General features: G+C 59.6%; 21 protein-coding genes and 1 tRNA gene. 19 read left to right on the forward strand and 3 right to left on the reverse strand.

The window, feature by feature from the left end; translation table 11 throughout:
• Positions 1–20: 20 nt before the first annotated feature.
• Positions 21–467 (reverse strand): SRPBCC family protein, encoded by a 447-nt coding sequence (locus tag IV091_RS05725; protein WP_293466317.1) that lies wholly within the window; start codon positions 465–467, stop codon positions 21–23.
• A gap of 404 nt (positions 468–871) precedes the next feature.
• Here IV091_RS05725 and IV091_RS05730 point away from each other — a divergent pair, with 404 nt between their 5' ends.
• On the forward strand, positions 872–1465 hold the full coding sequence (locus IV091_RS05730) for a chemotaxis protein CheB (RefSeq protein WP_293466320.1): 594 nt from the start codon (positions 872–874) through the stop codon (positions 1463–1465).
• A 30-nt stretch (positions 1466–1495) separates the two neighbouring features.
• Positions 1496–1852: a hypothetical protein gene (locus IV091_RS05735; RefSeq protein WP_293466323.1), complete on the forward strand. Its 357-nt coding sequence runs from the start codon at positions 1496–1498 to the stop codon at positions 1850–1852.
• On the opposite strand, the gene IV091_RS05740 is transcribed toward IV091_RS05735, so the two are convergent.
• Positions 1764–2708: a ribose-phosphate diphosphokinase gene (locus tag IV091_RS05740; protein ID WP_293466325.1), complete on the reverse strand. Its 945-nt coding sequence runs from the start codon at positions 2706–2708 to the stop codon at positions 1764–1766. The two genes, IV091_RS05735 and IV091_RS05740, sit on opposite strands and share 89 nt — an antisense overlap.
• A complete protein-coding gene (locus IV091_RS05745) occupies positions 2708–4306 on the reverse strand; it encodes a thymidine phosphorylase family protein (protein ID WP_293466328.1) in 1599 nt (532 codons plus the stop codon). The genes IV091_RS05740 and IV091_RS05745 overlap by 1 nt, the downstream gene beginning before the upstream one ends.
• A 181-nt stretch (positions 4307–4487) precedes the next feature.
• Here IV091_RS05745 and IV091_RS05750 point away from each other — a divergent pair, with 181 nt between their 5' ends.
• The 17 genes from IV091_RS05750 to IV091_RS05830 all read left to right on the forward strand — a co-directional run bounded on the left by IV091_RS05750 (position 4488) and on the right by IV091_RS05830 (position 22430).
• Positions 4488–5276, forward strand: coding sequence for a gamma-glutamyl-gamma-aminobutyrate hydrolase family protein (locus IV091_RS05750; RefSeq protein WP_293466330.1), 789 nt, complete (start codon positions 4488–4490; stop codon positions 5274–5276).
• Positions 5277–5334: 58 nt separating this feature from the next.
• Positions 5335–6702, forward strand: a complete 1368-nt coding sequence (locus IV091_RS05755; RefSeq protein ID WP_293466332.1) for a glutamine synthetase family protein — start codon at positions 5335–5337, stop codon at positions 6700–6702.
• A gap of 57 nt (positions 6703–6759) precedes the next feature.
• A complete protein-coding gene (locus IV091_RS05760; protein ID WP_293466335.1) occupies positions 6760–8157 on the forward strand; it encodes an aspartate aminotransferase family protein in 1398 nt (465 codons plus the stop codon).
• A gap of 139 nt (positions 8158–8296) precedes the next feature.
• The gene (locus IV091_RS05765; protein ID WP_293466338.1) at positions 8297–9457 is read left to right on the forward strand and encodes an extracellular solute-binding protein; all 1161 of its coding nucleotides are present in this window, start codon (positions 8297–8299) and stop codon (positions 9455–9457) included.
• 89 nt (positions 9458–9546) lie between these two features.
• On the forward strand, positions 9547–10659 hold the full coding sequence (gene potA / locus IV091_RS05770; RefSeq protein ID WP_293466341.1) for a polyamine ABC transporter ATP-binding protein: 1113 nt from the start codon (positions 9547–9549) through the stop codon (positions 10657–10659).
• A 17-nt stretch (positions 10660–10676) separates the two neighbouring features.
• Entirely contained in the window at positions 10677–11603 is a 927-nt protein-coding gene (locus tag IV091_RS05775; RefSeq protein ID WP_293466343.1) for an ABC transporter permease, read from the forward strand.
• A gap of 12 nt (positions 11604–11615) precedes the next feature.
• Positions 11616–12476 carry an ABC transporter permease subunit gene (locus tag IV091_RS05780; protein ID WP_293466345.1) on the forward strand — a complete coding sequence of 287 codons (861 nt, stop codon included), beginning with the start codon at positions 11616–11618 and terminating at the stop codon, positions 12474–12476.
• Between the two features lie 290 nt (positions 12477–12766).
• Positions 12767–14086, forward strand: a complete 1320-nt coding sequence (aceA, locus tag IV091_RS05785; protein WP_293466348.1) for an isocitrate lyase — start codon at positions 12767–12769, stop codon at positions 14084–14086.
• A 98-nt stretch (positions 14087–14184) separates the two neighbouring features.
• The gene (thrS, locus tag IV091_RS05790) at positions 14185–16092 is read left to right on the forward strand and encodes a threonine--tRNA ligase (protein ID WP_293466351.1); all 1908 of its coding nucleotides are present in this window, start codon (positions 14185–14187) and stop codon (positions 16090–16092) included.
• Between the two features lie 87 nt (positions 16093–16179).
• Positions 16180–16773, forward strand: coding sequence for a translation initiation factor IF-3 (gene infC / locus IV091_RS05795; protein WP_293466369.1), 594 nt, complete (start codon positions 16180–16182; stop codon positions 16771–16773).
• Between the two features lie 235 nt (positions 16774–17008).
• Positions 17009–17212, forward strand: a complete 204-nt coding sequence (rpmI, locus tag IV091_RS05800; protein WP_293466354.1) for a 50S ribosomal protein L35 — start codon at positions 17009–17011, stop codon at positions 17210–17212.
• Between the two features lie 26 nt (positions 17213–17238).
• On the forward strand, positions 17239–17598 hold the full coding sequence (rplT, locus tag IV091_RS05805) for a 50S ribosomal protein L20 (RefSeq protein ID WP_293466357.1): 360 nt from the start codon (positions 17239–17241) through the stop codon (positions 17596–17598).
• Between the two features lie 167 nt (positions 17599–17765).
• On the forward strand, positions 17766–18830 hold the full coding sequence (gene pheS, locus IV091_RS05810; RefSeq protein ID WP_293466359.1) for a phenylalanine--tRNA ligase subunit alpha: 1065 nt from the start codon (positions 17766–17768) through the stop codon (positions 18828–18830).
• A gap of 33 nt (positions 18831–18863) precedes the next feature.
• The gene (pheT, locus tag IV091_RS05815) at positions 18864–21290 is read left to right on the forward strand and encodes a phenylalanine--tRNA ligase subunit beta (RefSeq protein WP_293466361.1); all 2427 of its coding nucleotides are present in this window, start codon (positions 18864–18866) and stop codon (positions 21288–21290) included.
• A gap of 48 nt (positions 21291–21338) precedes the next feature.
• The gene (locus tag IV091_RS05820; protein WP_293466363.1) at positions 21339–21665 is read left to right on the forward strand and encodes an integration host factor subunit alpha; all 327 of its coding nucleotides are present in this window, start codon (positions 21339–21341) and stop codon (positions 21663–21665) included.
• Positions 21666–21839: 174 nt separating this feature from the next.
• The gene (locus tag IV091_RS05825; protein WP_293466365.1) at positions 21840–22316 is read left to right on the forward strand and encodes a MerR family transcriptional regulator; all 477 of its coding nucleotides are present in this window, start codon (positions 21840–21842) and stop codon (positions 22314–22316) included.
• Positions 22317–22353: 37 nt separating this feature from the next.
• A tRNA-Pro gene (locus tag IV091_RS05830) sits at positions 22354–22430 on the forward strand.

Genomic DNA, 22430 nt, shown 5'->3' on the forward strand with positions numbered 1-22430 from the left:
ATGGGCCAGGCGCCAGCGTATTACCCCGGAATATCCGGCTCCACCAGGCGCGCGAGTTGTGCGAGCGACTCCTGCCAGCCCAGGTAGCACATCTCAGTCGGAATGGCTTCAGGCACACCTTCTTGCACGATGTTGATCTCGGTGCCGCATGAGACTTGCTTCAAGGTGACGCTGGTTTGCATTTCCCCCGGCAGGTTCGGGTCGTCGAACCTGTCCGTGTAGACCAGTTTCTCGAAGGGCACCAGTTCACGGTACGCGCCGCCAAAGGCGTGGCCCTGGCCCGTGGAGAAGTTAGTGAACGACATCTTGTAGCTGCCGCCCACTCTGGCATCCAGGTGGTGCACCTTGCAGGTAAAGCCGTAGGGCGGCAGCCACTTGGCCATGGCGTCAGCGTCCAGGAACGCCCGGTAGATGCGTTCCGGCGTCGCACGGAGCACGCGGTGAAGTCGGATGGTGCCTGTGGGCATGATCAATTCGCCTTTCGATTCGTCATTTGGGGGCGTTTGCCGCCTGTATTGCCATGCGCAACGCACGGGCGACGCGGCTGTTGACCGGCCCGGGACCCACGGTACGCGCCTGGAGGGCAGGCGCTTTGAGGAAGGTCAAGCGTTTGTGCATGGCTGAAGACTTTGCATGGGTCTCGTGCCCTGCGTAGCCCGGAAAATTGGTACTACGCTGACGCGCGCCTTTGGCGCAAGGCTGCTTGAGTCGCATCCAGTGACCCCGGCGTCAGCCGGCTGTAGTAGCCTGATTTTTCATGCAGGACTCGTTTCCAGCACTGAAGTGCGCTCTGAGTCACCGGCGCCAATCAGTGCACCGGGTTGGTGCAAATTGCGCTAGCATGAAAAAATATGCTGCAAAGGTACCCCTGATGTCCGATAAAGGCGATGCCCCGTTAAAAAATTTCCCGATTGTGTGCGTCGGTGGTTCGGCCGGTGGCCTGGATGCCTACATCCGGCTGCTGCAAAACCTGCCGGCGGACATGGGGGTGGCGATTGTTATCGTGAACCACATCACCATGATGCCGACCCAGCTGCATGAGGTGCTTCCCCGCTTTACGACCATGCCGGTTGACCTGATCACCGAGCGTTTGCTGATCCAGCCCAACCGGGTCTTTATCATCCCGGCCAATCGGGATCTGCACATTGACAACGGGGAGTTCCGGTTGATGCCGATTTCCAGGCCACGGGGCTGGCCGGATGTCATCACGGTTTTCTTGCGCTCGCTGACCGAGTACTGGGACGGCAAACTGGTTGCCGTGATTGTCTCGGGCTACGGTGGCGATGGGGCGGCTGCCTTGTGCGGCATTCAGGAGGTGGGCGGTATCACCATTGCGCAAAAGCCTGACTCCGCGACGCAGCCCGACATGCCCGAAAGCGCCATAGACAGCGGTTGCATCGATTTCATCTTGTCGCCAGAAGAAATTGCCAAAAAAATTGTGCGCATTGCGCGCGCTGAAGCCTGAGCGGCGCAAAGGAATGCAATGGACACCAGGATGTGGCTTTCAATTGAAATCGCCAACATTGAAGCCGCGTTGCAGGGCTTGGGTCCGACCTGCCAGCTGGACCGGCAGCGCGCGAGCCCGCCCAGCCTGAAAGAGACCGAGGGCCGCTACTTCATCTTGCGCCGCGCGGCGCGCTTGCTGGAGCGCGGCGAGCCGCTGGCCGTGCTGGCAGCTGATGCCGACAAGGCGCGCACCTTTCTTTCCAGCGGCGAAGGGCTGGCCAGAGACCGGACCTGGGTGGCCTACTTCACGGGGGTTCTCAGGGCGGTGGATGATTTGCAGCTGCAGCTTGGCGGGACGCTGGACGGGCAGAGCCCTCCCAAAGCCGATGCAGCGCCCGGGAAATAGCTGGCGCCACGCGGACGGCGTTGCTCGGGTGTGCAATGCAGTCGGTGCTCCAGACTTCGGCCACGCCGGCATCCCGTATCACCTGCAGCGCATCGCCGGCAAACAAGGCGTGCGTGACTGCCACGTCCACCGAGGCCGCGCCAGCCGCGCGCAGCAGTTGCGCGGCGCGCGCCACGGTGTGGCCGCTGCTGGCCACGTCGTCGAGCAGCACCACGGCGCGACCCTGGATGTTGACGGTCGGCAGCACGATGTCCACCGTCTTGTCGCCGTTGCGCACCTTCTGGCAAACAGCATGGTCAAGGCCGTGGCGTGCCGCCGCCTGCGCGACCCACTGGGCAGACTCGCCGTCGGGTCCCATCAGAAATGCATGGGGCCGGCGCTGCGCGATCCAGTCGCCCAGCAGTGGTGCGCCGCTGAGCACGATGGCCTGGCGCACCGGCACCGCTTCTTCCAGCGCAGCGATGCGGTGCAGGTGCGGGTCCACGGTGATGATGGCGTCAAACAGCGACGCCAGAAACTGCCCGATGATGCGCTGGCTCACCGCCTCGCCGGGCAGAAATGCGATGTCCTGGCGCATGTAGGCCAGGTAGGGCGCCACCAGCGTCAGGTGCCGGGCGCCCAGCGCGCGCGCGGTGCGCGCGGCCAGCAGCAGTTCGACCAGTTTTTCGTTGGGCTGGGCCAGGCTGCGCAGCAGCACCACGCGCCCGGGCAGTGCGGACGGCAGGCGCAGCTTGAGTTCGCTGTCGGGGAAGCGGTGGCGGTCAATGGCGGCGGGCTCCATACCCGCCGCATCGGCCAGGCGTAGGGCGGCGGCGGTTTCGTCGTCGAAATACAGAAGGCAGGGTGCAGCGTTCATCAAAACTCCACGAACACATGGGGCATGTCTTCGGCACGGCCGAGGGTGTAGCCGCTGAACTTGTTGCTGAGCTGGCGGGCAAACTGCAGGTCGGTGTGGAAGTCGGCATGGACCCGGTACAGGGCGTCGCCCGTGGCCACCGTATCCCCCAGCTTGCGCAGCAGGTCGACGCCTGCGCCTTTTACCTTGGGTGCACCGGCCAGCCGGGCCACCCGGGCAATCTGGAGGTTGTCAATCCCGGTCACGAGGCCGGCCTCGCCAGCCAGCACCTCGAACACCAGCGCGCCGAGCTTTGGGTGGTTGTGGTCAAAGCTGTGCGAGCCCTGCGCTTCAATGATGGCGTTCATGCGCGCCAGCGCACGGCCCGAATCCAGGATGTCGCGGGCAATGGCAAAGCCATCGCCGCCGCGCACGTCGGGGTCGCACTCGATCAGCCGGCCGGCCAGGCGCAGGGCCTTTTGCCGCAGGTCGATGGGCGCGCGCGGGTCGTTTTCCAGTACCCGCATCACGTCGCGCGCCTCCAGCACCGGGCCCACGCCAAATCCGACCGGCTGGCGGCCGTCGGTGATCACCACGTCGAGCGACAGGTGCAGGCGGGACGCGACGTACTCGAACAGACGGCGCAGGCGCTGCGCATCAGGCATGGAGCGCACCTTGGCGGTGGGGCCGATCGGAATGTCCAGCACCAGGTGCGTGGAGCCGGCGGCAATTTTTTTCGACAGAATGGAAGCCACCATCTGGGCCGGCGAGTCGAGCGACAGCGGCCGCTCGACCGAAATCAGCACATCGTCGGCCGGCGACAGGTCGGCCGTGCCGCCCCAGGCCAGACAGCCGCGGTGCTCACGCACGATTTCCGACAGTTTCTCGAACGGCAGCGCCACGTTGGCCAGCACTTCCATGGTGTCGGCCGTGCCGGCCGGCGAGGTGATGGCGCGCGACGAGGTCTTGGGGCACAGCATGCCGTGGGCCGCCACGATGGGCACCACCAGCATCGAGGTGCGGTTGCCCGGAATGCCGCCTATGCAGTGCTTGTCTACGACCAGCGGCGCGTGCCAGTCAAGCCGGCGTCCGCTGGCCACCATGGCCTCGGTCAGGAAGTAGACCTCCTCGCGGTCCATCTCGCCGCGGTTGGTCGCCACCAAAAACGCCGTCAGCTCGATCTTGGAGTAGTGGTGCTGCGCAATGTCATGCACGATGGCCTGAAAATCTTCCCTGCCCAGCCGCTCGCCGTTGATTTTGCGGAACAGCGCACCCATGGATTCCGGCGGCTCGGCCTGCGACACCGAGACGGTGTGCCCGTCCTCCATGGCGAGTTGGGCAAAGGCGTCTTCGGAGAGCCCCAGCTCCCCGCAATCGACGATGGACGGATCGTCGACCACGTTCAGCGTGGCCAGGATATGCCGTCCGTTGGCCCGGACCTCGACCTTGGAGAGCGCCTGAAACCCCTCGGCGCGGTAGACGTTGCAGTCGCGGTTCATGTAGGCGACGTTCTCGCGGTAGGTGTCGATGGCGACCCGGCGCAGCACCAGATTGGATGTGAGTTCGTGACCGCCGGGGTCCGGTGCGGTCGGGGAGGCGGCGGAGGGGACTGTGCGCATGGCAACAGCCTACACCGAAATGGTCCTGCGGTGGGTGCGTTGGCTCAGCCGGCCAGAAGTCAGGTGTTCGGTCAGAATTTCGGCATGCTTATTGCGGTGGGCTTGAGAGCTGGCGCCAAAAGTGGCACCATTCAACACAAGCCCAATAAGCGGGAACCCACCGCACATGCAGCGAAACACCATGTTGAACACCCCCTCCGCACCGCCGCAAACCCTGGTCTGGTTGCCTGTCGATCACCGGTTTCTGGGCGAGGGCGGGGACCAGACGCCGTTTCTGGTGCTGGGCGACAAATACGCCCGGGCTGTGAAGCGGGGCGCGCAGGCGCAGCCGGTGCTTTTTCCGCTGGCAGACGCCGGCCAGATACCGGCACTGCTGCAGATGGTGGACGGCGTCATGCTGACCGGTTCGCCGTCCAACGTGCATCCTTCGCACTTTGACCAGGATGTGACAGACCCTTCCTTGCCGCTGGACCCGGAGCGCGACGCGCTGACGCTGGCGCTGGTCCGGGCCTGTGTGGCCTCTGGCGTGCCCTTGCTGGGAATTTGCCGGGGGTTTCAGGAGATCAATGTGGCGCTGGGCGGCTCGCTGGAGCAGACCGTGCATGCGCGCGCCGGGCAGCTTGACCACCGCGCGCGCGCAGGTGTGAGCGTGAACGAGGCCTACGGCCCGGCGCATGAGGTCCGGTTTGTGCCGGGTTCGGCCTTTGCGCAATGGGCCGGCGGCGACAGGTCCCAAGTCAACTCGCTGCACGGGCAGGGCATTGACCGGCTGGCCAAGGGCCTGCGCGCGCTGGGCCATGCGCCCGATGGCCTGGTTGAGGCGCTTGAAATAGAAGGCGCGCAGACCTTTGCCTACGCGGTGCAGTGGCACCCCGAGTGGCGCTGCCAGGAAAACCCTTTCTACCGAGCCATCTTTGAGTCGTTTGGCCAGGCCTGCCGGCGCCGGCAGGCCGCGCGCCTCGTGACCTGAATGTACGGATCTGAAAAACCGGCAAACCGGCAAGCGTTGACAACAACAGGAGTGTTTCATGGGCGTTAGTAAAGCTGTCACATTCACCGATCTTGAGAACTGGCTGAACGAGCGCAGGGTCACGGAAGTCGAGTGCCTGGTCCCCGACCTCACTGGCGTGGCGCGCGGCAAGATTCTGCCGCGCGGCAAGTTCACCGAAGACCGCGGCATGCGCCTGCCTGAAGCGGTGGTGGCGATGGGGGTCACGGGAGAGTTCCCCGAAAGCGGTCCTTACTACGACGTGATCAGCCCGACCGACAAGGACATGCACCTTCGGCCCGACCCGTCCACGGTGCGGATTGTGCCGTGGGCCAGCGACCCGACGGCGCAGGTGATTCATGACTGCTTTGACCCGAGCGGCACGCTCGTGCCTTTTGCGCCGCGCAGTGTGCTGCGCCGGGTTTGCGCGCTTTACGAAGCCGAGGGCCTGTCGCCCATCGTGGCGCCGGAACTGGAGTTTTACCTGGTGGCCCGCAACACCGACCCCAACACTTTGCTGCGCCCGCCGATTGGCCGCAGCGGGCGTGCCGAAACGTCGCGCCAAGCCTACAGCATCGACGCCGTGAACGAGTTCGACCCCTTGTTTGAAGAGATTTACGACTACTGCGAAAAGATGGAGCTCAACGTTGACACGCTGATCCACGAGGTGGGCGCAGGGCAGATGGAGATCAACTTTTTTCACGCGCATCCGCTGGGGCTGGCGGACGAGGTGTTCTTTTTCAAGCGCACCGTGCGAGAGTCCGCACTGCGCCACGACATGTACGCCACCTTCATGGCCAAGCCGATTGCCGGCGAGCCCGGCAGCGCCATGCATGTGCACCAGAGTATCCTGAACAGCAAGACCGGCAAGAACATCTTTAGCAACGAAGATGGCAGCGAGTCCGAGGCCTTTTTTCACTACATCGGCGGCTTGCAGCGCTACATTCCGGCGGCCATGGCGCTGGTGGCACCTTACGTGAACAGCTACCGGCGCTTGTCGCGCGACACGGCCGCGCCCATCAACATCGAGTGGGGGCGCGACAACCGCACGGTCGGCATCCGCTCGCCGATTGCAACGCCGCAGGCGCGCCGCGTGGAAAACCGGGTCATTGGCGCCGACGCCAACCCCTACGTGGCGCTGGCCATGACGCTGGCCTGCGGCTACCTCGGGATCAAGAACAAGATCAAGCCCAAGCCCGAAATGAAGGGCGACGCCTACCTGTCGCCCTATTCGTTGCCGCGCAGCCTGGGCGAAGCGCTGGACTGGCTGCGGCGTGAATCCGACCTGCACGAGGTGTTGGGCCGCGAATTCGTCACGGTGTATTCCGAAATCAAGGAACTCGAATTTACCGAGTTCATGAAAGTCATCTCACCCTGGGAACGCGAACACCTGCTGCTGCATGTGTGACGCCAGCCCCCTGCTACCGGCTATCTGCGACCTGATCAATGAAGTGAGGACCCTCCCATGACTACCCCCGTTGATACCGCGCTGATCCAGTCCCTGGATAGCCAGCATTTTTTGCACCCGTTTACAGACTTCAAGGACCTGGCGGCGCGCGGCGCGCGGGTCATTACCCGGGGCGAGGGCATCTACGTCTGGGACTCGGAAGGGCAAAAGATGCTCGATGCGATGAGTGGCTTGTGGTGCGTCAGTGTGGGCTACGGCCGCAAGGAACTGGCCGAAGCCGCTTACCAGCAGATGATGACGCTGCCCTACTACAACAGCTTTTTCCAGACTACCAACGTGCCGGCCGTGCAGCTGGCTGCCCGCCTGGCAGGACTGGCGCCCAAGGTCGACGGGCGTGCTTTCGAGCATGTGTTTTATTCAAGCAGCGGCTCTGAAAGCAACGACTCCAACGTGCGCATGGTGCGCCGCTACTGGGACTTGCTGGGCCAGCCGCAGCGCAAGGTCATCATTGGCCGCCACAACGGCTACCACGGCAGCACCATGGCCGGGGCGTCCCTGAGCGGCATGAGCGCCATGCACGCCCAGGGCGACCTGCCCATCCCCAACATCGCGCACATCGAGCAGCCGTATTTTTACGAACTGGGCAAGCCGGGCGAGACGTCCGCTGAATTCGGCGTGCGTGCCGCGCGCTGGCTGGAGCAGGAGATTTTGGCGATTGGCCCGGACAAAGTGGCGGCCTTCATTGCCGAGCCGGTGCAGGGGGCGGGCGGCGTGATCATTCCGCCCGACACCTACTGGCCAGAGATCCAGCGCATTGTCGACAAATACGGCATCTTGCTGATCAGCGACGAGGTGATTTGCGCCTTTGGGCGGGTGGGCCACTGGTTCGCCTACGAAAAATTTGGGTATCGCCCTGATCTGGTGACGTTTGCCAAGGCCGTCACCAGTGGCTACATCCCGCTGGGCGGCGTGATGGTGGGCGACCGCGTGGCCAAGGTGCTGATCGAGCAAGGCGGCGAGTTCAACCATGGCTACACCTACAGCGGGCATCCAGTGGCTTGCGCCGTGGCGCTGGCCAATCTGGACCTGATGGCGCGCGAGAACCTGCCAGGCCGGGTGCGCAGCGACATCGGTCCCTACCTGGCCCGGGCTTTCACCCAACTGAACGAGCACCCGCTGGTGGGCGCGGCTGAAAGCTGCGGCTTCATGGCCGGGCTGGTGATGGTGAAAAACAAGGCGACCAAGGAGGCGTTTGACCCGCGTCTGGAGGTCGGCATGCGTTGCCGCAGCCACTGCTTTAAAAACGGGCTGGTCATGCGTGCCGTGGGCGACCGCATGATCATTGCGCCGCCGCTGATCATGTCGCACGGGCAGATCGATGAAATGATGACGCTGATACGCCGCTGCCTCGATGACACCCTGGCAGAGCTGCGCGCCGCTGGACACTTTGAATAGAATGCGGTTGCTGCGCCCGGGATGGGCTCACAGGGGCGCGTAACGGGTCCGGATATTGCTTGGCCAACGGGCGTGCTGCTGACCGTTTTTATTCTGTGTTTCATCGGTTTTTTTACCTATCTTTGTGGAGTGTTTCAATATGAAAAAGCTCGTACTGGCGGTAGCCATGTCGGCGGTTTTGCTGGCGGCTTGCGGAAAGAAGGAAGAGCCTGTCGCGGCGGTTCCTGCGCCCGCGCCCGTGGCCGCCGCGCCCGCAGCCCCGGTCAACACCGAGGAAAAGGTGCTCAACATCTACAACTGGCCTGATTACGTGCCGGAAGGCATGATCGCGGCCTTCGAGAAGGAAACCGGCATCAAGGTCAATTACGACACCTTTGAAACCAACGAGGCCCTGCACGCCAAGCTGGTGGCGGGCAATTCGGGCTACGACATCGTGGTGCCCGGGACCGTGTTTGCCAAACCCCAGATCGAAGGCGGCTTGCTGCAGCCGCTGGACAAGTCCAAGGTTCCCAATCTGGCCAACCTGGACCCGGCCATCATGAAGACCCTGACCAAGGCCGACCCCGAGAACAAGTTCCTGGTGCCGTGGGCCTGGGGCTTTACCACCGTGGGCATCAACAAGACCAGGGTGGACAAAGCGCTGGCCGGCATGCCCATGCCTGACAACGCCTGGGACCTGGTGTTTAACCCCAAGTACACCAGCAAGCTCAAGTCCTGCGGCATCGCCTACCTCGATTCCCCCACCGAAATCATGCCGGTGGCGCTGCACTACATCGGCAAGGACGCTTACTCGAACGATCCGGCAGACTACAAGGCGGCCAACGAGATGCTGGCCAAGGTGCGCAAGGATGTGCGCCTGTTCAGTGCAACCATGATTGACGATGTGGCGGGTGGCAAGGCCTGCGTGGCGATTGGCTGGTCAGGCGACATCAACATTGCAGCGGTCCGGGCCAGGGAAAACGGCTCCAAGGACGAGATCCAGGCGCTGCTGCCCAGCACCGGCGCCCTGATCTTCTTTGACACCATGGCGCTGACCAAGGATGCGAAGCACCCCAACAATGCCCATGCCTTCATCGACTTCTACCTGCGCCCCGAGAATGCCGCAGCCATGGCCAACGAGATGAGCTACCCCACAGGCAACAAGGCCGCCATTGCACAGATCAAGCCCGAAATCGCGGGCAACAAGACCATTTTTGTGGAAGCCGATTACTTCAGCAAGATGATTCCGCCGAGCAGCTTTACCAACGAAGCCCGGGAGGCGCTGGCCAACGCCTACAACAGCTTTAAAAAAGGCAAGTAATCCTTACCCAGGGTCGACTTGGGGCTGCTTGTACGCAGGGTATGAGCAGCCCTTTTTTGTATCCAATGCATGGAAATAGAAGGTGATACATGGCGGACATGGATGCGGGGGCGGAAGCGAAAGAGGGTTATCTGGTCACCGAGCGGCTGGTCAAGCGTTTTGACGAAGCGCTGGCGGTGGACGAGGTGTCGCTGTCGGTGGGCAAGGGTGAGATTTTTGCTCTGCTGGGCAGTTCCGGCTGTGGCAAGTCCACCTTGCTGCGCATGCTGGCGGGTTTTGAAAAGCCCACCTCGGGCCGTATTTTGCTGGGCGGTCAGGACGTGGCTAATTTGCCGCCTTATGACCGGCCCATCAACATGATGTTTCAGTCCTATGCCTTGTTTCCGCATCTGGACACCTGGGAAAATGTGGCGTTTGGCCTCAAACGGGAAGGCCTTCCCAGAAACGAAATCCAGCAGCGTGTCGGCGAGATGCTTGATCTGGTGCAGCTGGGCCCTTACGCCAGGCGCAAGCCGCACCAGCTGTCGGGCGGCCAGCAGCAACGGGTGGCGCTGGCGCGCAGCCTGGCCAAACGGCCCAGGCTGTTGCTGCTCGACGAGCCGCTGGGGGCGCTGGATAAAAAACTGCGTGAACAGACCCAGTTTGAACTGGTCAACATCATTGAACAGGTGGGCGTGACCTGCGTGATGGTGACGCACGACCAGGAAGAGGCCATGACCATGGCCAGCCGCATTGCGGTGATGAGCAAGGGCCGGGTGCTGCAGGTCGGTACACCCGAGGAAGTGTATGAGCACCCCGCGAACCGCTTTGTGGCCGACTTCATCGGCAACGTCAATCTGTTTGAGGGTCGGCTCAGCGTGGACGAACACGACCACTGTGCGGCAGCGACGGGCATTGGCGAAATCCAGGTCGGGCATGGCGTGAGTGGCACGCTGAACATGCCGCTGGCCATTGCCGTGCGCCCTGAAAAAATCGAGATCAGCAAACAGCGGCCTGCGGCAGAGCGGAATGTGTTTGCCGGCAAGGTCCAGGAAATTGCCTACTTTGGCTCCTACAACACCTTCATCGTGCTGGCCAGCGACGGCTCGCGCGTCAGGATCACCGAGGCCAATACCTCGCGCCAGGATTTGAGCGATATCACCTGGGAGGACCAGGTCTTCTTCTGGTGGGACGACCGCGCCGGCATTGTGCTGCGCGACTGAGTCGACCAGGAAACGACATGGCGACCTTCACTTTTCCTGTGCCGGGCAAACGCTTTGTGATTGGCGTGCCCTACCTTTGGCTGATTGTCTTTTTCTTTCTGCCCTTTTTGATCCTGCTCTACATCAGCTTTGTCGACATGGGCAACGACATCAATCCCTTCAAGCCGATCTGGGATTCTCAGACCGGTCTGCTCAAGCTCAAGTACGAAAACTACGGGTCGATCTTCAAAAGCGGTGAGGGTGGCGCGCTGTTTCAAACCCTCTACATTGAGGCTTATCTGCGCTCCATCTGGTACGCGCTGTGCACCGCCTTGCTGTGCCTGGCCATCGGCTATCCGTTTGCTTACTTCATTGCGCGCTCGCCCGCCAGCCTGCGGCCTGGACTCTTGATGATGGTGATGCTGCCGTTCTGGACCTCGTTTTTGCTGCGCGTCTATGCCTGGAAAGGTATTCTGGCCGACCAGGGCGTGCTGAACCGGGCGTTGATGTGGATGGGGTTGACGGCTGAGCCGATCCAGATGCTGTACACCGATGTGTCCATGCTGGTGGGCATGACCTATGTGTATTTGCCCTTCATGGTGTTGCCCCTGTACGCCAACCTGGTGAAGATGGACTTTCGCCTGCTGGAGGCGGCGCATGACCTGGGCGCTTCGCCTTTCAAGGCATTTTGGCTGGTCACAGTGCCCCTGTCCAAGGCCGGCATCGTTGCCGGCTTCATGCTGGTGTTCATTCCCTGCGTGGGCGAGTTTGTCATTCCTTCGCTGCTGGGCGGCCCCGAAAACGTCATGATTGGCCGCGTGGTGTGGGACGAAATGTTTACCAGCAACAACTGGCCCCGGGCCACCGCGCTGGCAGTGCTGATGATCGCGCTGATTGTGGTTCCGCTGGCCATTTACTACCACTACACGGGCGACGCAAAAGAGCGCGCCGAGCCCGCAAAGTAAGGAGCCACACCCATGCAAACCTTTCTGGAAAAGCACTTCGGCAAGCTGTGGCTGGGGGCGGTGTTTTTGTTTTTGTACCTGCCGCTGATCTTCATGGTGGTGTTCTCGTTCAACAGTACGCGCCAGGACGCCCAATTCACCGGCTTTTCGCTGCGCTGGTATGAGGCGCTTACCCGTGACACCAAGATTGTCGAAGGCTTCTGGCTGTCGCTGAAGATCGCGACGGTTTCGGGTGTGCTGTCTGCCGTACTCGGTACATTCGCCGCTTTTGTACTGGTGCGTTACCGCCGCTTCGCCGGCCGAACGATTTTTTCCGGCATGGTCAACGCACCGCTGGTGATGCCCGAGGTGGTGATTGGCCTGTCGCTGCTGCTATTGATGGTAGGGGCGCAGAACTTCTTTGGCTGGCCGCCGCGCGGCATGCTCACCATCATTTTGGGCCACACCCTGCTGGGTATGGCTTACGGCATGGTTGTGATTCAGTCACGCCTGCTGGAGATGAACCGCGCCATTGAGGAGGCCGCCATGGACTTGGGCGCGCGGCCGCATCAGGTGTTTTTCCTGATCACGCTGCCCAATATTTTTCAGGCCATTCTGGCTGCCTTTTTGCTGTCTTTTACCTTGTCGTTTGACGATGTGGTGATTGCCGAGTTTTTGTCCGGCCCAGGCGTGAACACCTTGCCGCAGGTGATTTTTGCTTATGCAAGGCGCGGCATCAACCCGACGATTTACGCGGCGGCCACGTTGCTGATCGTGACGGTGACCGTGGCCATCGTGGTCTACAGCATCTGGGTGGCAAGGCAAACCCGCAGGCGGGAGCGCGAAATTGCAGCCGCCACCCGCGCCGAATTGACGGCGCTGGGCAGATCCTGACCGCCGCATGGGCGGCCCGTTGCGTGATTTAATTTCACCATGCGAAAAGGCTTTGCAAATTATGGAGAAGTTGATATTCAGGAGGCGCTGTATTTTTTCATTGAGAAAAATAACGTTTTGCATCATGGAATTCTGATGCTAAGCTATTGATATTAAATAAGAAAATTTTAATCTTATATAAGACATAAGAGCAGAAATAACTCTTCTATAAGAGTTAAGATCAAGCCATGGCAAGAGGCTATGTAGGCCATTCCAGCCACCTTTTTTCAAACTCACCTCCGGAGGTTCTTATGCCGCAATCCATCACCGAACAACTGAGCCGCGAACAGCAGATCCAGGCCCTTGAAAAAGACTGGGCCACCAACCCCCGCTGGAAGGGCATCAAGCGCGGTTACAGCGCCGCTGATGTGGTCCGTTTGCGTGGCTCCTTTCCTATTGAGTACACCTTGGCGCGCCGCGGTGCTGAAAAGCTCTGGGGCCTGGTCAACAACGAGCCTTACGTCAACTGCCTCGGCGCCCTGACCGGTGGCCAGGCCATGCAGCAGGTGAAAGCCGGCGTCAAGGCCATCTACCTGTCGGGCTGGCAAGTCGCCGCCGACAACAACGGTTACGCCGCGATGTACCCCGACCAGTCCCTGTACCCGGTGGACTCGGTGCCAAAAGTGGTGGAGCGCATCAACAACACCTTCCGCCGCGCCGACGAAATCCAGCACTCCAAGGGCATTGACGCAGGCGACGCAAATTACATCGACAACTTCGCGCCCATCGTGGCCGACGCGGAAGCCGGTTTTGGCGGCGTGCTGAACGCGTTTGAGTTGATGAAAGCCATGATCAACTCCGGCGCGGCCGGTGTGCACTTTGAAGACCAGCTGGCTTCCGTCAAGAAATGCGGCCACATGGGCGGCAAAGTGCTGGTGCCTACCGCCGAAGCCTGCCAGAAACTGATCGCGGCCCGCATGGCTGCCGACGTTTGCGGCGTGCCCACCCTGGTGATTGCCCGTACCGACGCTGAAGCCGCTGACCTGTTGACCAGCGACTACGACGAGAACGACAAGCCTTTCATCACCGGCGAACGCACCGCTGAAGGTTTCTACAAGACCAAAAAAGGCATGGACCAAGCCATTTCGCGCGCCGTGGCCTACGCGCATTACGCCGATCTGGTGTGGTGCGAAACCGGTACGCCTGACCTGGAGTTTGCCAAGAAATTTGCAGACGCCGTGCATGCCGTTCACCCCGGCAAGATGCTGGCTTACAACTGCTCGCCATCGTTCAACTGGAAGAAAAACCTGGACGATGCGACCATTGCCAAGTTCCAGAAAGAGCTCGGCGCCATGGGTTACAAGTACCAGTTCATCACGCTGGCTGGCATCCATTCCATGTGGTACAACATGTTTGATCTGGCGCAGGACTACGTCGCGCGCGGCATGACGGCGTACATCGAAAAGGTGCAAGAGCCAGAATTCGCAGCCCGCGACCGTGGCTACACGTTTGTGTCGCATCAGCAGGAAGTCGGCACTGGCTACTTCGACGAAGTGACCACCGTGATTCAGGGCGGCAAGTCCAGCGTGACCGCGCTGACCGGCTCGACCGAAGAAGAACAGTTCCACTGATCTGGGTTGAAGGCCGGGGCGGCGTAAAATTGCGCTATCCCGGCTTCTTGTTTTCAAGCGCGGCTCGTCCGCGCTTTTTTAATTTTGTTTTCGAAACCATGATTCAAATCACACTTCCTGACAGTTCCACACGTGACTATGCCGCCCCGGTGACCGTGGCCGAAGTCGCTGCGTCCATCGGCGCCGGTCTGGCCAAAGCAGCCCTGGGCGGAAAAGTCGATGGCAAGCTGGTCGATACCAGCTACCTCATCAGTCAGGACAGTGCGGTTTCGATCATCACCGCCAAGGATGCTGACGGACTGGAGTTGATTCGCCATTCTGCGGCCCATTTGCTGGCGTATGCGGTCAAGGATCTGTTTCCCGAGGCACAGGTCACGATTGGACCGGTGATTGAAAACGGATTTTTCTATGATTTTTCTTACAAGCGAGCCTTCACGCCAGAAGACCTGGTGGCGATTGAAAAGCGCATGGGCGAACTTGCGGCCAAGGACGAGCCAGTGACGCGCCGGGTGCTGCCTCGCGATGAAGCGGTAGCGTATTTCAAAGGCCTGGGAGAACATTACAAGGCAGAGATCATTGCCAGCATCCCGGCCAATGAGGACGTCTCTCTCTACCGTGAAGGCGCGTTTGAGGACCTGTGCCGTGGCCCTCATGTGCCGAGCACCGGCAAGCTGAAATTTTTCAAGCTCATGAAGCTGGCCGGCGCTTACTGGCGTGGCGACCACCGCAACGAAATGCTGCAGCGCGTTTACGGCACGGCCTGGGCCACCAAAGACGAGTTGCAGCAGTACCTGACCCAACTTGAAGAAGCAGAAAAACGCGACCACCGCAAGCTTGGCAAGGAGTTGGACCTGTTCCACATTGACGACCACTCGCCGGGACTGGTGTTCTGGCACCCCAAGGGCTGGACTGTCTGGCAGGGCGTGGAGCAGTACATGCGCAAGGTCTACCAGAACAACGGCTACCAGGAGGTCAAAGGTCCACAGCTGCTGGATAAAACGCTTTGGGAAAAAACCGGCCACTGGGACAAGTACCGTGACAACATGTTCACGACCGAGAGCGAAAAGCGCGATTTCGCCCTCAAGCCGATGAATTGCCCGGGCCACATCCTGATTTTCAAGCAAGGCATCAAGAGCTACCGCGATTTGCCGCTGCGTTACGGCGAGTTCGGCCAGTGCCACCGCAACGAGCCTACGGGCGGCCTGCATGGCATCATGCGTGTGCGCGGTTTCACCCAGGACGACGGCCACATTTTCTGCACCGAAGAGCAGATTCTTAAAGAGTGCGTTGACTACACGACGTTGCTGCAAAACGTTTATACCGACTTTGGCTTTAAAAACATCATCTACAAGGTGGCGACGCGCCCCGAAGCCCGCATTGGCTCTGACGAGAGTTGGGATAAAGCCGAGCACGCGCTGATTGAAAGCCTGCGAGCCTCCGGTTGTGCGTTTGAAATTTCCCCGGGCGAGGGCGCGTTTTACGGCCCCAAGATCGAATACACGCTCAAGGATGCCATCGGCCGCCAGTGGCAGTGCGGCACCATTCAGGTCGATTTTTCGATGCCCGAGCGCCTGGATGCCGAATACGTAGGCGAAGACGGCGCCCGTCACCGCCCCGTCATGCTGCACCGCGCGATTGTTGGAAGTCTGGAGCGATTCATCGGGATTTTGATCGAGGAACACGCTGGCGCGCTGCCGACGTGGCTGGCGCCTGAGCAGGTTTCAGTGCTCAATATCACCGATTCTCAGGCTGATTACGCCCGGGAAGTTGCTAAAACGCTGCAGAATCAAGGGCTTAGGGTCAACCTGGACCTGCGCAATGAGAAAATTACGTATAAAATACGCGAGCACTCACTGCAAAAGCTTCCTTTTATACTTGTCGTAGGCGATAAAGAGAAGGCCGCCGGAGCAGTTTCAGTGCGCGCTCGGGGAAACAAAGACCTTGGCGTGATGTCCCTTGATGCGTTTGCCCTGCAGATTGCCTCCGACATTGCGCAAAAATTCTGATTTTTGATGTATCTGTTGATCAAATCAGTCTGCTGTCATTGTTGTACGGGTACAAGCCGCTATAGCTTTTATAGCAAATATTGAAGGATTCGCACCATCGCTACAGAATTTCGTGACCGCCGTCACCGTGAAGAACGCAAGCACCGCTTGAACCGTGAAATCATGGCCCCTGAAGTACGACTTTCGGGTCCGGACAACGAGCCTTTGGGCGTTGTCAGCATCACGGAAGCGCTGCGTTTGGCGGGCGAAGCGGACGTAGACCTCGTTGAAATCTCGCCCACGGCGGTTCCGCCTGTGTGCCGGCTCATGGACTATGGAAAGTTCAAGTACGCCGAGCAGAAAAAAGCGGCAGAAGCGAAGTCCAAGCAAAAAGTGATCGAGGTCAAGGAAGTCAAGTTCCGTCCCGGAACTGACGACGGCGACTACAACATCAAGCTGCGTAACATCAAGCGCTTCCTGGAAGATGGCGACAAGTGCAAAATTACCTTGCGCTTTCGCGGTCGCGAGATCACTCACCAGGAGTTGGGTTTGGCGCTGTTGGCGCGTATCCGTGACGAATTGGCTGATTTGATTTTGGTCGAGCAGTTTCCCAAGCTTGAAGGTCGTCAAATGGTCATGATGATCGCACCGGGCCGCAAGAAAGTAGCGAGCAAGGCTGCAGCAACGGATGCGTCTGCTTGAGGCATTGGTTTAGAAAAATGGCTTGCTGGTTTGTTTGATCAGTGAGTCCTTGGCGGTGCATTTAACCGTGTTCCTGAGAAGGCAGTCGAAAAGATAGCCTTCCAAAAGTGACAGCTTAAAAGCCGTCGCGCCTAGTGGCAGGTGTCAAAGCCTGTCATTAACAAGTGGCTCGGGGCCATCAAGTCTGCGTAAGGTTCGCAGCGCCTCACGAGCACAAATGAAAAGGAGCATTTATATGCCCAAAATGAAGACCAAAAGCGGCGCTAAAAAGCGCTTCCGAGTTCGTCCAGGTGGTACCGTTAAACGCGGTCAAGCCTTCAAACGTCACATTCTGACCAAGAAGACTACCAAGAACAAACGTCAATTGCGTGGTTCAGTCGGTGTTCATGAGACCAATATGGGTCACATGGCGCAGATGCTGCCAGGCCGTGGCATTTAATTTAACGACGAACAAGGAGTAAATACATGCCTCGCGTCAAACGTGGTGTAACGGCTCGCGCCCGCCACAAAAAAGTTCTAGCCCTTGCAAAAGGTTTTCGCGGTCGCCGCGGTAACGTCTTCCGTATCGCTAAAGAAGCGGTAATGAAGGCTGGGCAATATGCCTACCGTGACCGTCGTACCAAAAAACGTGTGTTCCGCCGCCTGTGGATCGCCCGTATCAACGCTGCAAGCCGTTCATTTGGCCTGACCTACAGCCAGTTCACCAATGGCCTGAAAAAAGCCGGCATTGAGATCGACCGCAAGGTTCTGTCGGACATGGCCATTCATGACAGCGCTGCATTCGGCGCTATCGTTGAGCAGGCCAAAGCCAAGCTGGCTGCTTGATTTTCAGCGTGATCAGCTACTAAAATAATAGCTTTTTTCGCACGAAAATAAAGGGCTGGAGCTTGAAAAGGCTCCGGCCCTTTTTTATTGGGTTTTTTGTGGCGCTGCGGTAATGGCCGTGTGGCAGAATGCGCCCCCTTGTTTCCGTATTCCCTCGAAGAGAATTTATGAACGATGCCGATACCCTCAACGAACTGGTAAGTTCTGCCAAAACCAGTTTTGCGCAAGCCGCTACGCCCGCTGATCTGGAGAATGCCAAAGCCCAGTTTTTGGGAAAGTCAGGTCGCATCACCGAGTTGATGAAGGGTATGGCGCAACTCTCCGTCGAGGAAAAAAAATCTCGCGGTGCCGCCATCAACCTGGCCAAGCAGGCGATTGAGGCCGCGCTGAACGAGCGCCGCCAAGCCCTGGCCAATGCTGAACTTGAAAAGCAACTCAAAGCCGAAGCGCTCGACGTCAGCCTGCCCGGCCGCCAGCGTGCGCAAGGCGGGCTGCATCCCGTGTCCCTCACGCTGGAACGGATTGACGCTATCTTTGGCTCCATGGGTTTTGACGTGGCGCAAGGCCCCGAGATTGAAACCGACTGGTTCAACTTCACCGCGCTCAATACGCCTGAAGACCATCCGGCGCGCTCCATGCACGACACGTTTTATGTCGAAGGCGGCACCGAAGCTGCCCCCAATTTGCTGCGCACTCATACCAGCCCGATGCAGATTCGTTATGCCGTCCAGCACGTCAAAAAGCACCGGGCCCTGATTGACGCCGGTGGCCGCATGCCCGAAATTCGCGTGATCGCGCCAGGCCGAACCTACCGCGTCGACAGCGATGCCACCCACTCCCCGATGTTTCACCAGTGCGAAGGCCTGTGGATTGGCGAGAACGTGAGCTTCAAGGATTTGAAGTTCGTGTTCACCGATTTCTGCCGCACCTTTTTTGAGAGCGACGACCTGGTATTGCGCTTTCGCCCCAGCTTTTTCCCGTTTACCGAGCCAAGCGCCGAAATCGACATCCAGTTCCAGACCGGGCCGCTGTCAGGCCGCTGGCTCGAAGTGGCCGGTTCAGGCCAGGTCCATCCCAATGTGGTGCGCAACATGGGGCTCGACCCCGAAAAATACATCGGCTTTGCCTTTGGCATGGGTCCAGACCGGCTGACGATGCTACGTTACGGCGTCAATGACCTGCGCCTGTTCTTTGACGGCGACATCCGCTTTTTGTCCCAGTTCCAGTCATAACAAGAACAACAATCCAAAGAGCAAGGCTTCATCATGCAATTTCCCGAATCCTGGTTGCGCGAATTCTGCAACCCTTCCCTGAGCACCGAGCAACTCGCTGAAACCCTGACCATGGCCGGACTGGAGGTGGAGGAACTCAAGCCGGTTGCGCCGCCATTTACCCGCATTGTGGTCGGTGAAATCAAGACGGCCGAGCAGCACCCCAATGCTGACCGCCTGCGCGTATGCGAGGTCGATGTGGGGCAGGGCAGCTTGCTCACCATCGTCTGCGGTGCGCCTAATGCCAGAGTTGGCATCAAGGTGCCCTGCGCCTTGGTGGGCGCAGAGTTGCCACCCGGCGAAGATGGCAAACCCTTCCTGATCAAGGTGGGCAAGCTGCGCGGCGTCGAAAGCGAAGGCATGCTGTGCTCCGCGCGCGAACTCAAGCTGTCGGAAGACCATGGCGGCCTGCTGGAATTGGCGGCTGACGCGCCGCTGGGCCAGGACATCCGTGCGCATCTGAACCTCGATGACACGCTGTTCACCCTCAAGCTGACCCCCAACCTGGCGCACTGCCTGAGCGTTTACGGCGTCGCGCGTGAAGTCGCGGCCCTGACCGGCGCACCGTTGAAGACGCCGTCATTTCCGGCCGTGGCCGTCGGTCACGCCGACAAGCTGGCCGTCAAAGTCAGCGCGCCCGACCTGTGTGGCCGCTTTTCCGGCCGCATCGTGCGCAACGTGAATCCACAAGCCGCCACACCATCATGGATGGTAGACCGCCTGGCGCGCTGCGGTCAGCGCAGTGTCACGGCGCTGGTGGATATTTCCAATTACGTCATGTTTGAGCTGGGGCGTCCCAGTCACATTTTTGACCTCGACAAGATCCATGGTGGTCTTGATGTTCGCTGGGGCCAGCCCGGCGAGACGCTCAAGCTGCTGAACGGAAACACTGTCACGCTTGACGAAAAAGTGGGCGTGATCGCTGATGAAAACCAGGTTGAATCCCTGGCCGGCATCATGGGCGGCGATGCCACGGCGGTGTCGGATGACACGAAAAATATCTACGTCGAAGCCGCTTTCTGGTGGCCCAAAGCTATTGCTGGCCGCTCACGCCGCTTCAACTTTTCCACCGATGCGGGCCACCGCTTTGAGCGGGGCGTTGACGCCGGCCAGACCGTGGAACACATTGAACGCATCACGCAGCTCATCATGGATATTTGCGGCACGCCAGATACGGTGTGCGGCCCCATCGATGATCAGCAGGTCAACTTGCCCAAGGCAGTACTCGTTACCCTTCGAGTCGCACGTGCGGCGAAGGTGATCGGCATGCCGCTCACGCAGGCGCAGTGCCTGGATGCGCTCAAGCGCCTCGGTCTGGATGTGGCTGAAGGCGAGGGCACGCTGACCGTTACGCCGCCCAGCTACCGTTTCGACCTCCAGATCGAAGAAGACCTCATTGAGGAGGTGGTGCGCATGGTGGGCTATAACCAGCTGCCCGAAACGCCGCCACTGGCCCCCATCACTGCGAAAATTCGTGCCGAATCAGAGCGCAGCCCGTTTGCCGTGCGCCGTGCGCTGGCGTCGCTGGGCTACCAGGAAACCATTAATTTCAGCTTTGTGGAAGAGCGCTGGGAGCATGAGCTGGCCGGCAACCCGAACCCCATCAAGCTGCTGAACCCGATTGCCAGCCAGATGAGTGTGATGCGATCGTCGCTGCTCGGCTCCTTGTTGCAGGTGCTCAAGTTCAACCTCGACCGCAAGGCACCGCGCGTGAATGTGTTCGAGTTGGGACGGGTATTTTTGCGCGATGCCCAAAGCCAGAACACCGACACCACCGTGGCCGGCTTTAACCAGCCGATGCGCGTGGCCGGTCTGGCCTATGGTCCGCGTGCCGCACTGCACTGGGGTCTGTCCGACAAAACGGTGGACTTCTTTGACATCAAAGGCGACGTTGAAGCCTTGTTGGCCCCGCTGCCAGCTGTGTTTGCCGCTGCAACGCATCCATCCATGCATCCTGGCCGATGCGCCAGTGTCTCGGTAGCCGGCAAGCCGATTGGTTTTGTGGGTGAATTGCATCCGCAATGGCGTCAAGGCTATGACCTGGCTCAGGCGCCGCTGTTGTTTGAACTGGAGCTTGACGCCGTGCTGCAGCGTCAGGTCCCGGTTTTCAAGTCCGTGAGCAAGCTGCAGCCCGTGGAACGCGATGTGGCCGTGATCGTCTCTGAAAGCGTGACGCATGCTGCGCTCATGGCCGCGATTCTGGGTGCCGACACCCAAGGACTGCTCAAGGGCGCCACCTTGTTTGACGTCTACCGGCCACAACAAGCCAATGCCAGCATGCAGTTGGGCGAGAAAAGCCTTGCCGTGCGCCTGGTGCTTTCAAGCGATACCGCCACGCTGACTGACGAAAGTATTGAGGCCGCCACACAGGCAGTGCTTGCCAATCTGCAAAGCCTGCTTCAGGCACGCCTGCGTGCATGATGGCTTTGTCAAAATATTTATAAAAACTGCTGCCAGGAGGCTTGAGCCATGGAATTGTCTGTTGAAAGCCTGGAAACCCCGGCGCTGACCAAAGCGCATCTGGCCGAATTGTTGTTTGAGCACATCGGGCTCAATAAACGCGAATCCAAGGACATGATCGACGCGTTTTTTGACCTGATTTCCGATCGTCTGGTGGAAGGCAATGACGTCAAAATTTCCAGCTTTGGCAACTTTCAGATCCGGACCAAGGCGCCTCGTCCCGGTCGCAACCCCCGAACCGGAGAAGCCATTCCGATTGAGGCCCGACGGGTGGTGACATTTCATGCTAGCCACAAGCTCAAAGACCAAATACAGGGCAACGATCTGGCCGGATAGCCGATCGTCAATAGGGGTGTTAGAAGATGGTCCTTTTTTGTACGACCAAACCTTTACCTGAGGTCAAACCTCGGCGAAGCATTTTTGCAAGCCTGTTTTTGCCGAAATATTACCCTTTGTGCAAACTTTAACTTAGCGTAGATTCAAGTTTTATCTTTCAGCGTGTTGATTTAATTGGATAAACCTCTGTCTTCCATTCCCGCGAAACGCTACTTCACTATTGGTGAGGTCAGCGATTTGTGCGGTGTTAAACCTCATGTGCTCCGTTATTGGGAACAAGAGTTTACGCAGTTGCGCCCAATGAAAAGACGAGGCAACCGCCGGTATTACCAGCACCATGAAGTGTTGATGATTCGCAGGATTCGTGATCTGCTCTACGACCAGGGGTTCACAATTACCGGTGCGCGCAACAAGTTGCAGGAAACATTTCAATCTGAACGAGACGTGCGGCGCAACGGCGATGTCATCCCGGGCGGCGCGGACACTGCCCCCTCTGATGATGTGGGTCACCGCGATTTTGACAACTCGCTCGACTTTGAAGACGACGTCGACGTCGCCGATTTATCCGGCGAGGGCGATCTTTCACATAGGCTCCAGCTAATACGCCGCGAGTTGTACGAAATCCGGAATCTTCTAAGCGAAACTGACTGAGAAAGGCCGATTCAACGCGCTATAATCTAGAGCTTGTCGGTGTGTGGCGCAGCCTGGTAGCGCACTTGCATGGGGTGCAAGGGGTCGAAGGTTCGAATCCTTTCACACCGACCA

Origin of the sequence: Polaromonas sp. (genome assembly GCF_018780625.1) — a bacterium.
Classification (GTDB): domain Bacteria; phylum Pseudomonadota; class Gammaproteobacteria; order Burkholderiales; family Burkholderiaceae_C; genus Polaromonas.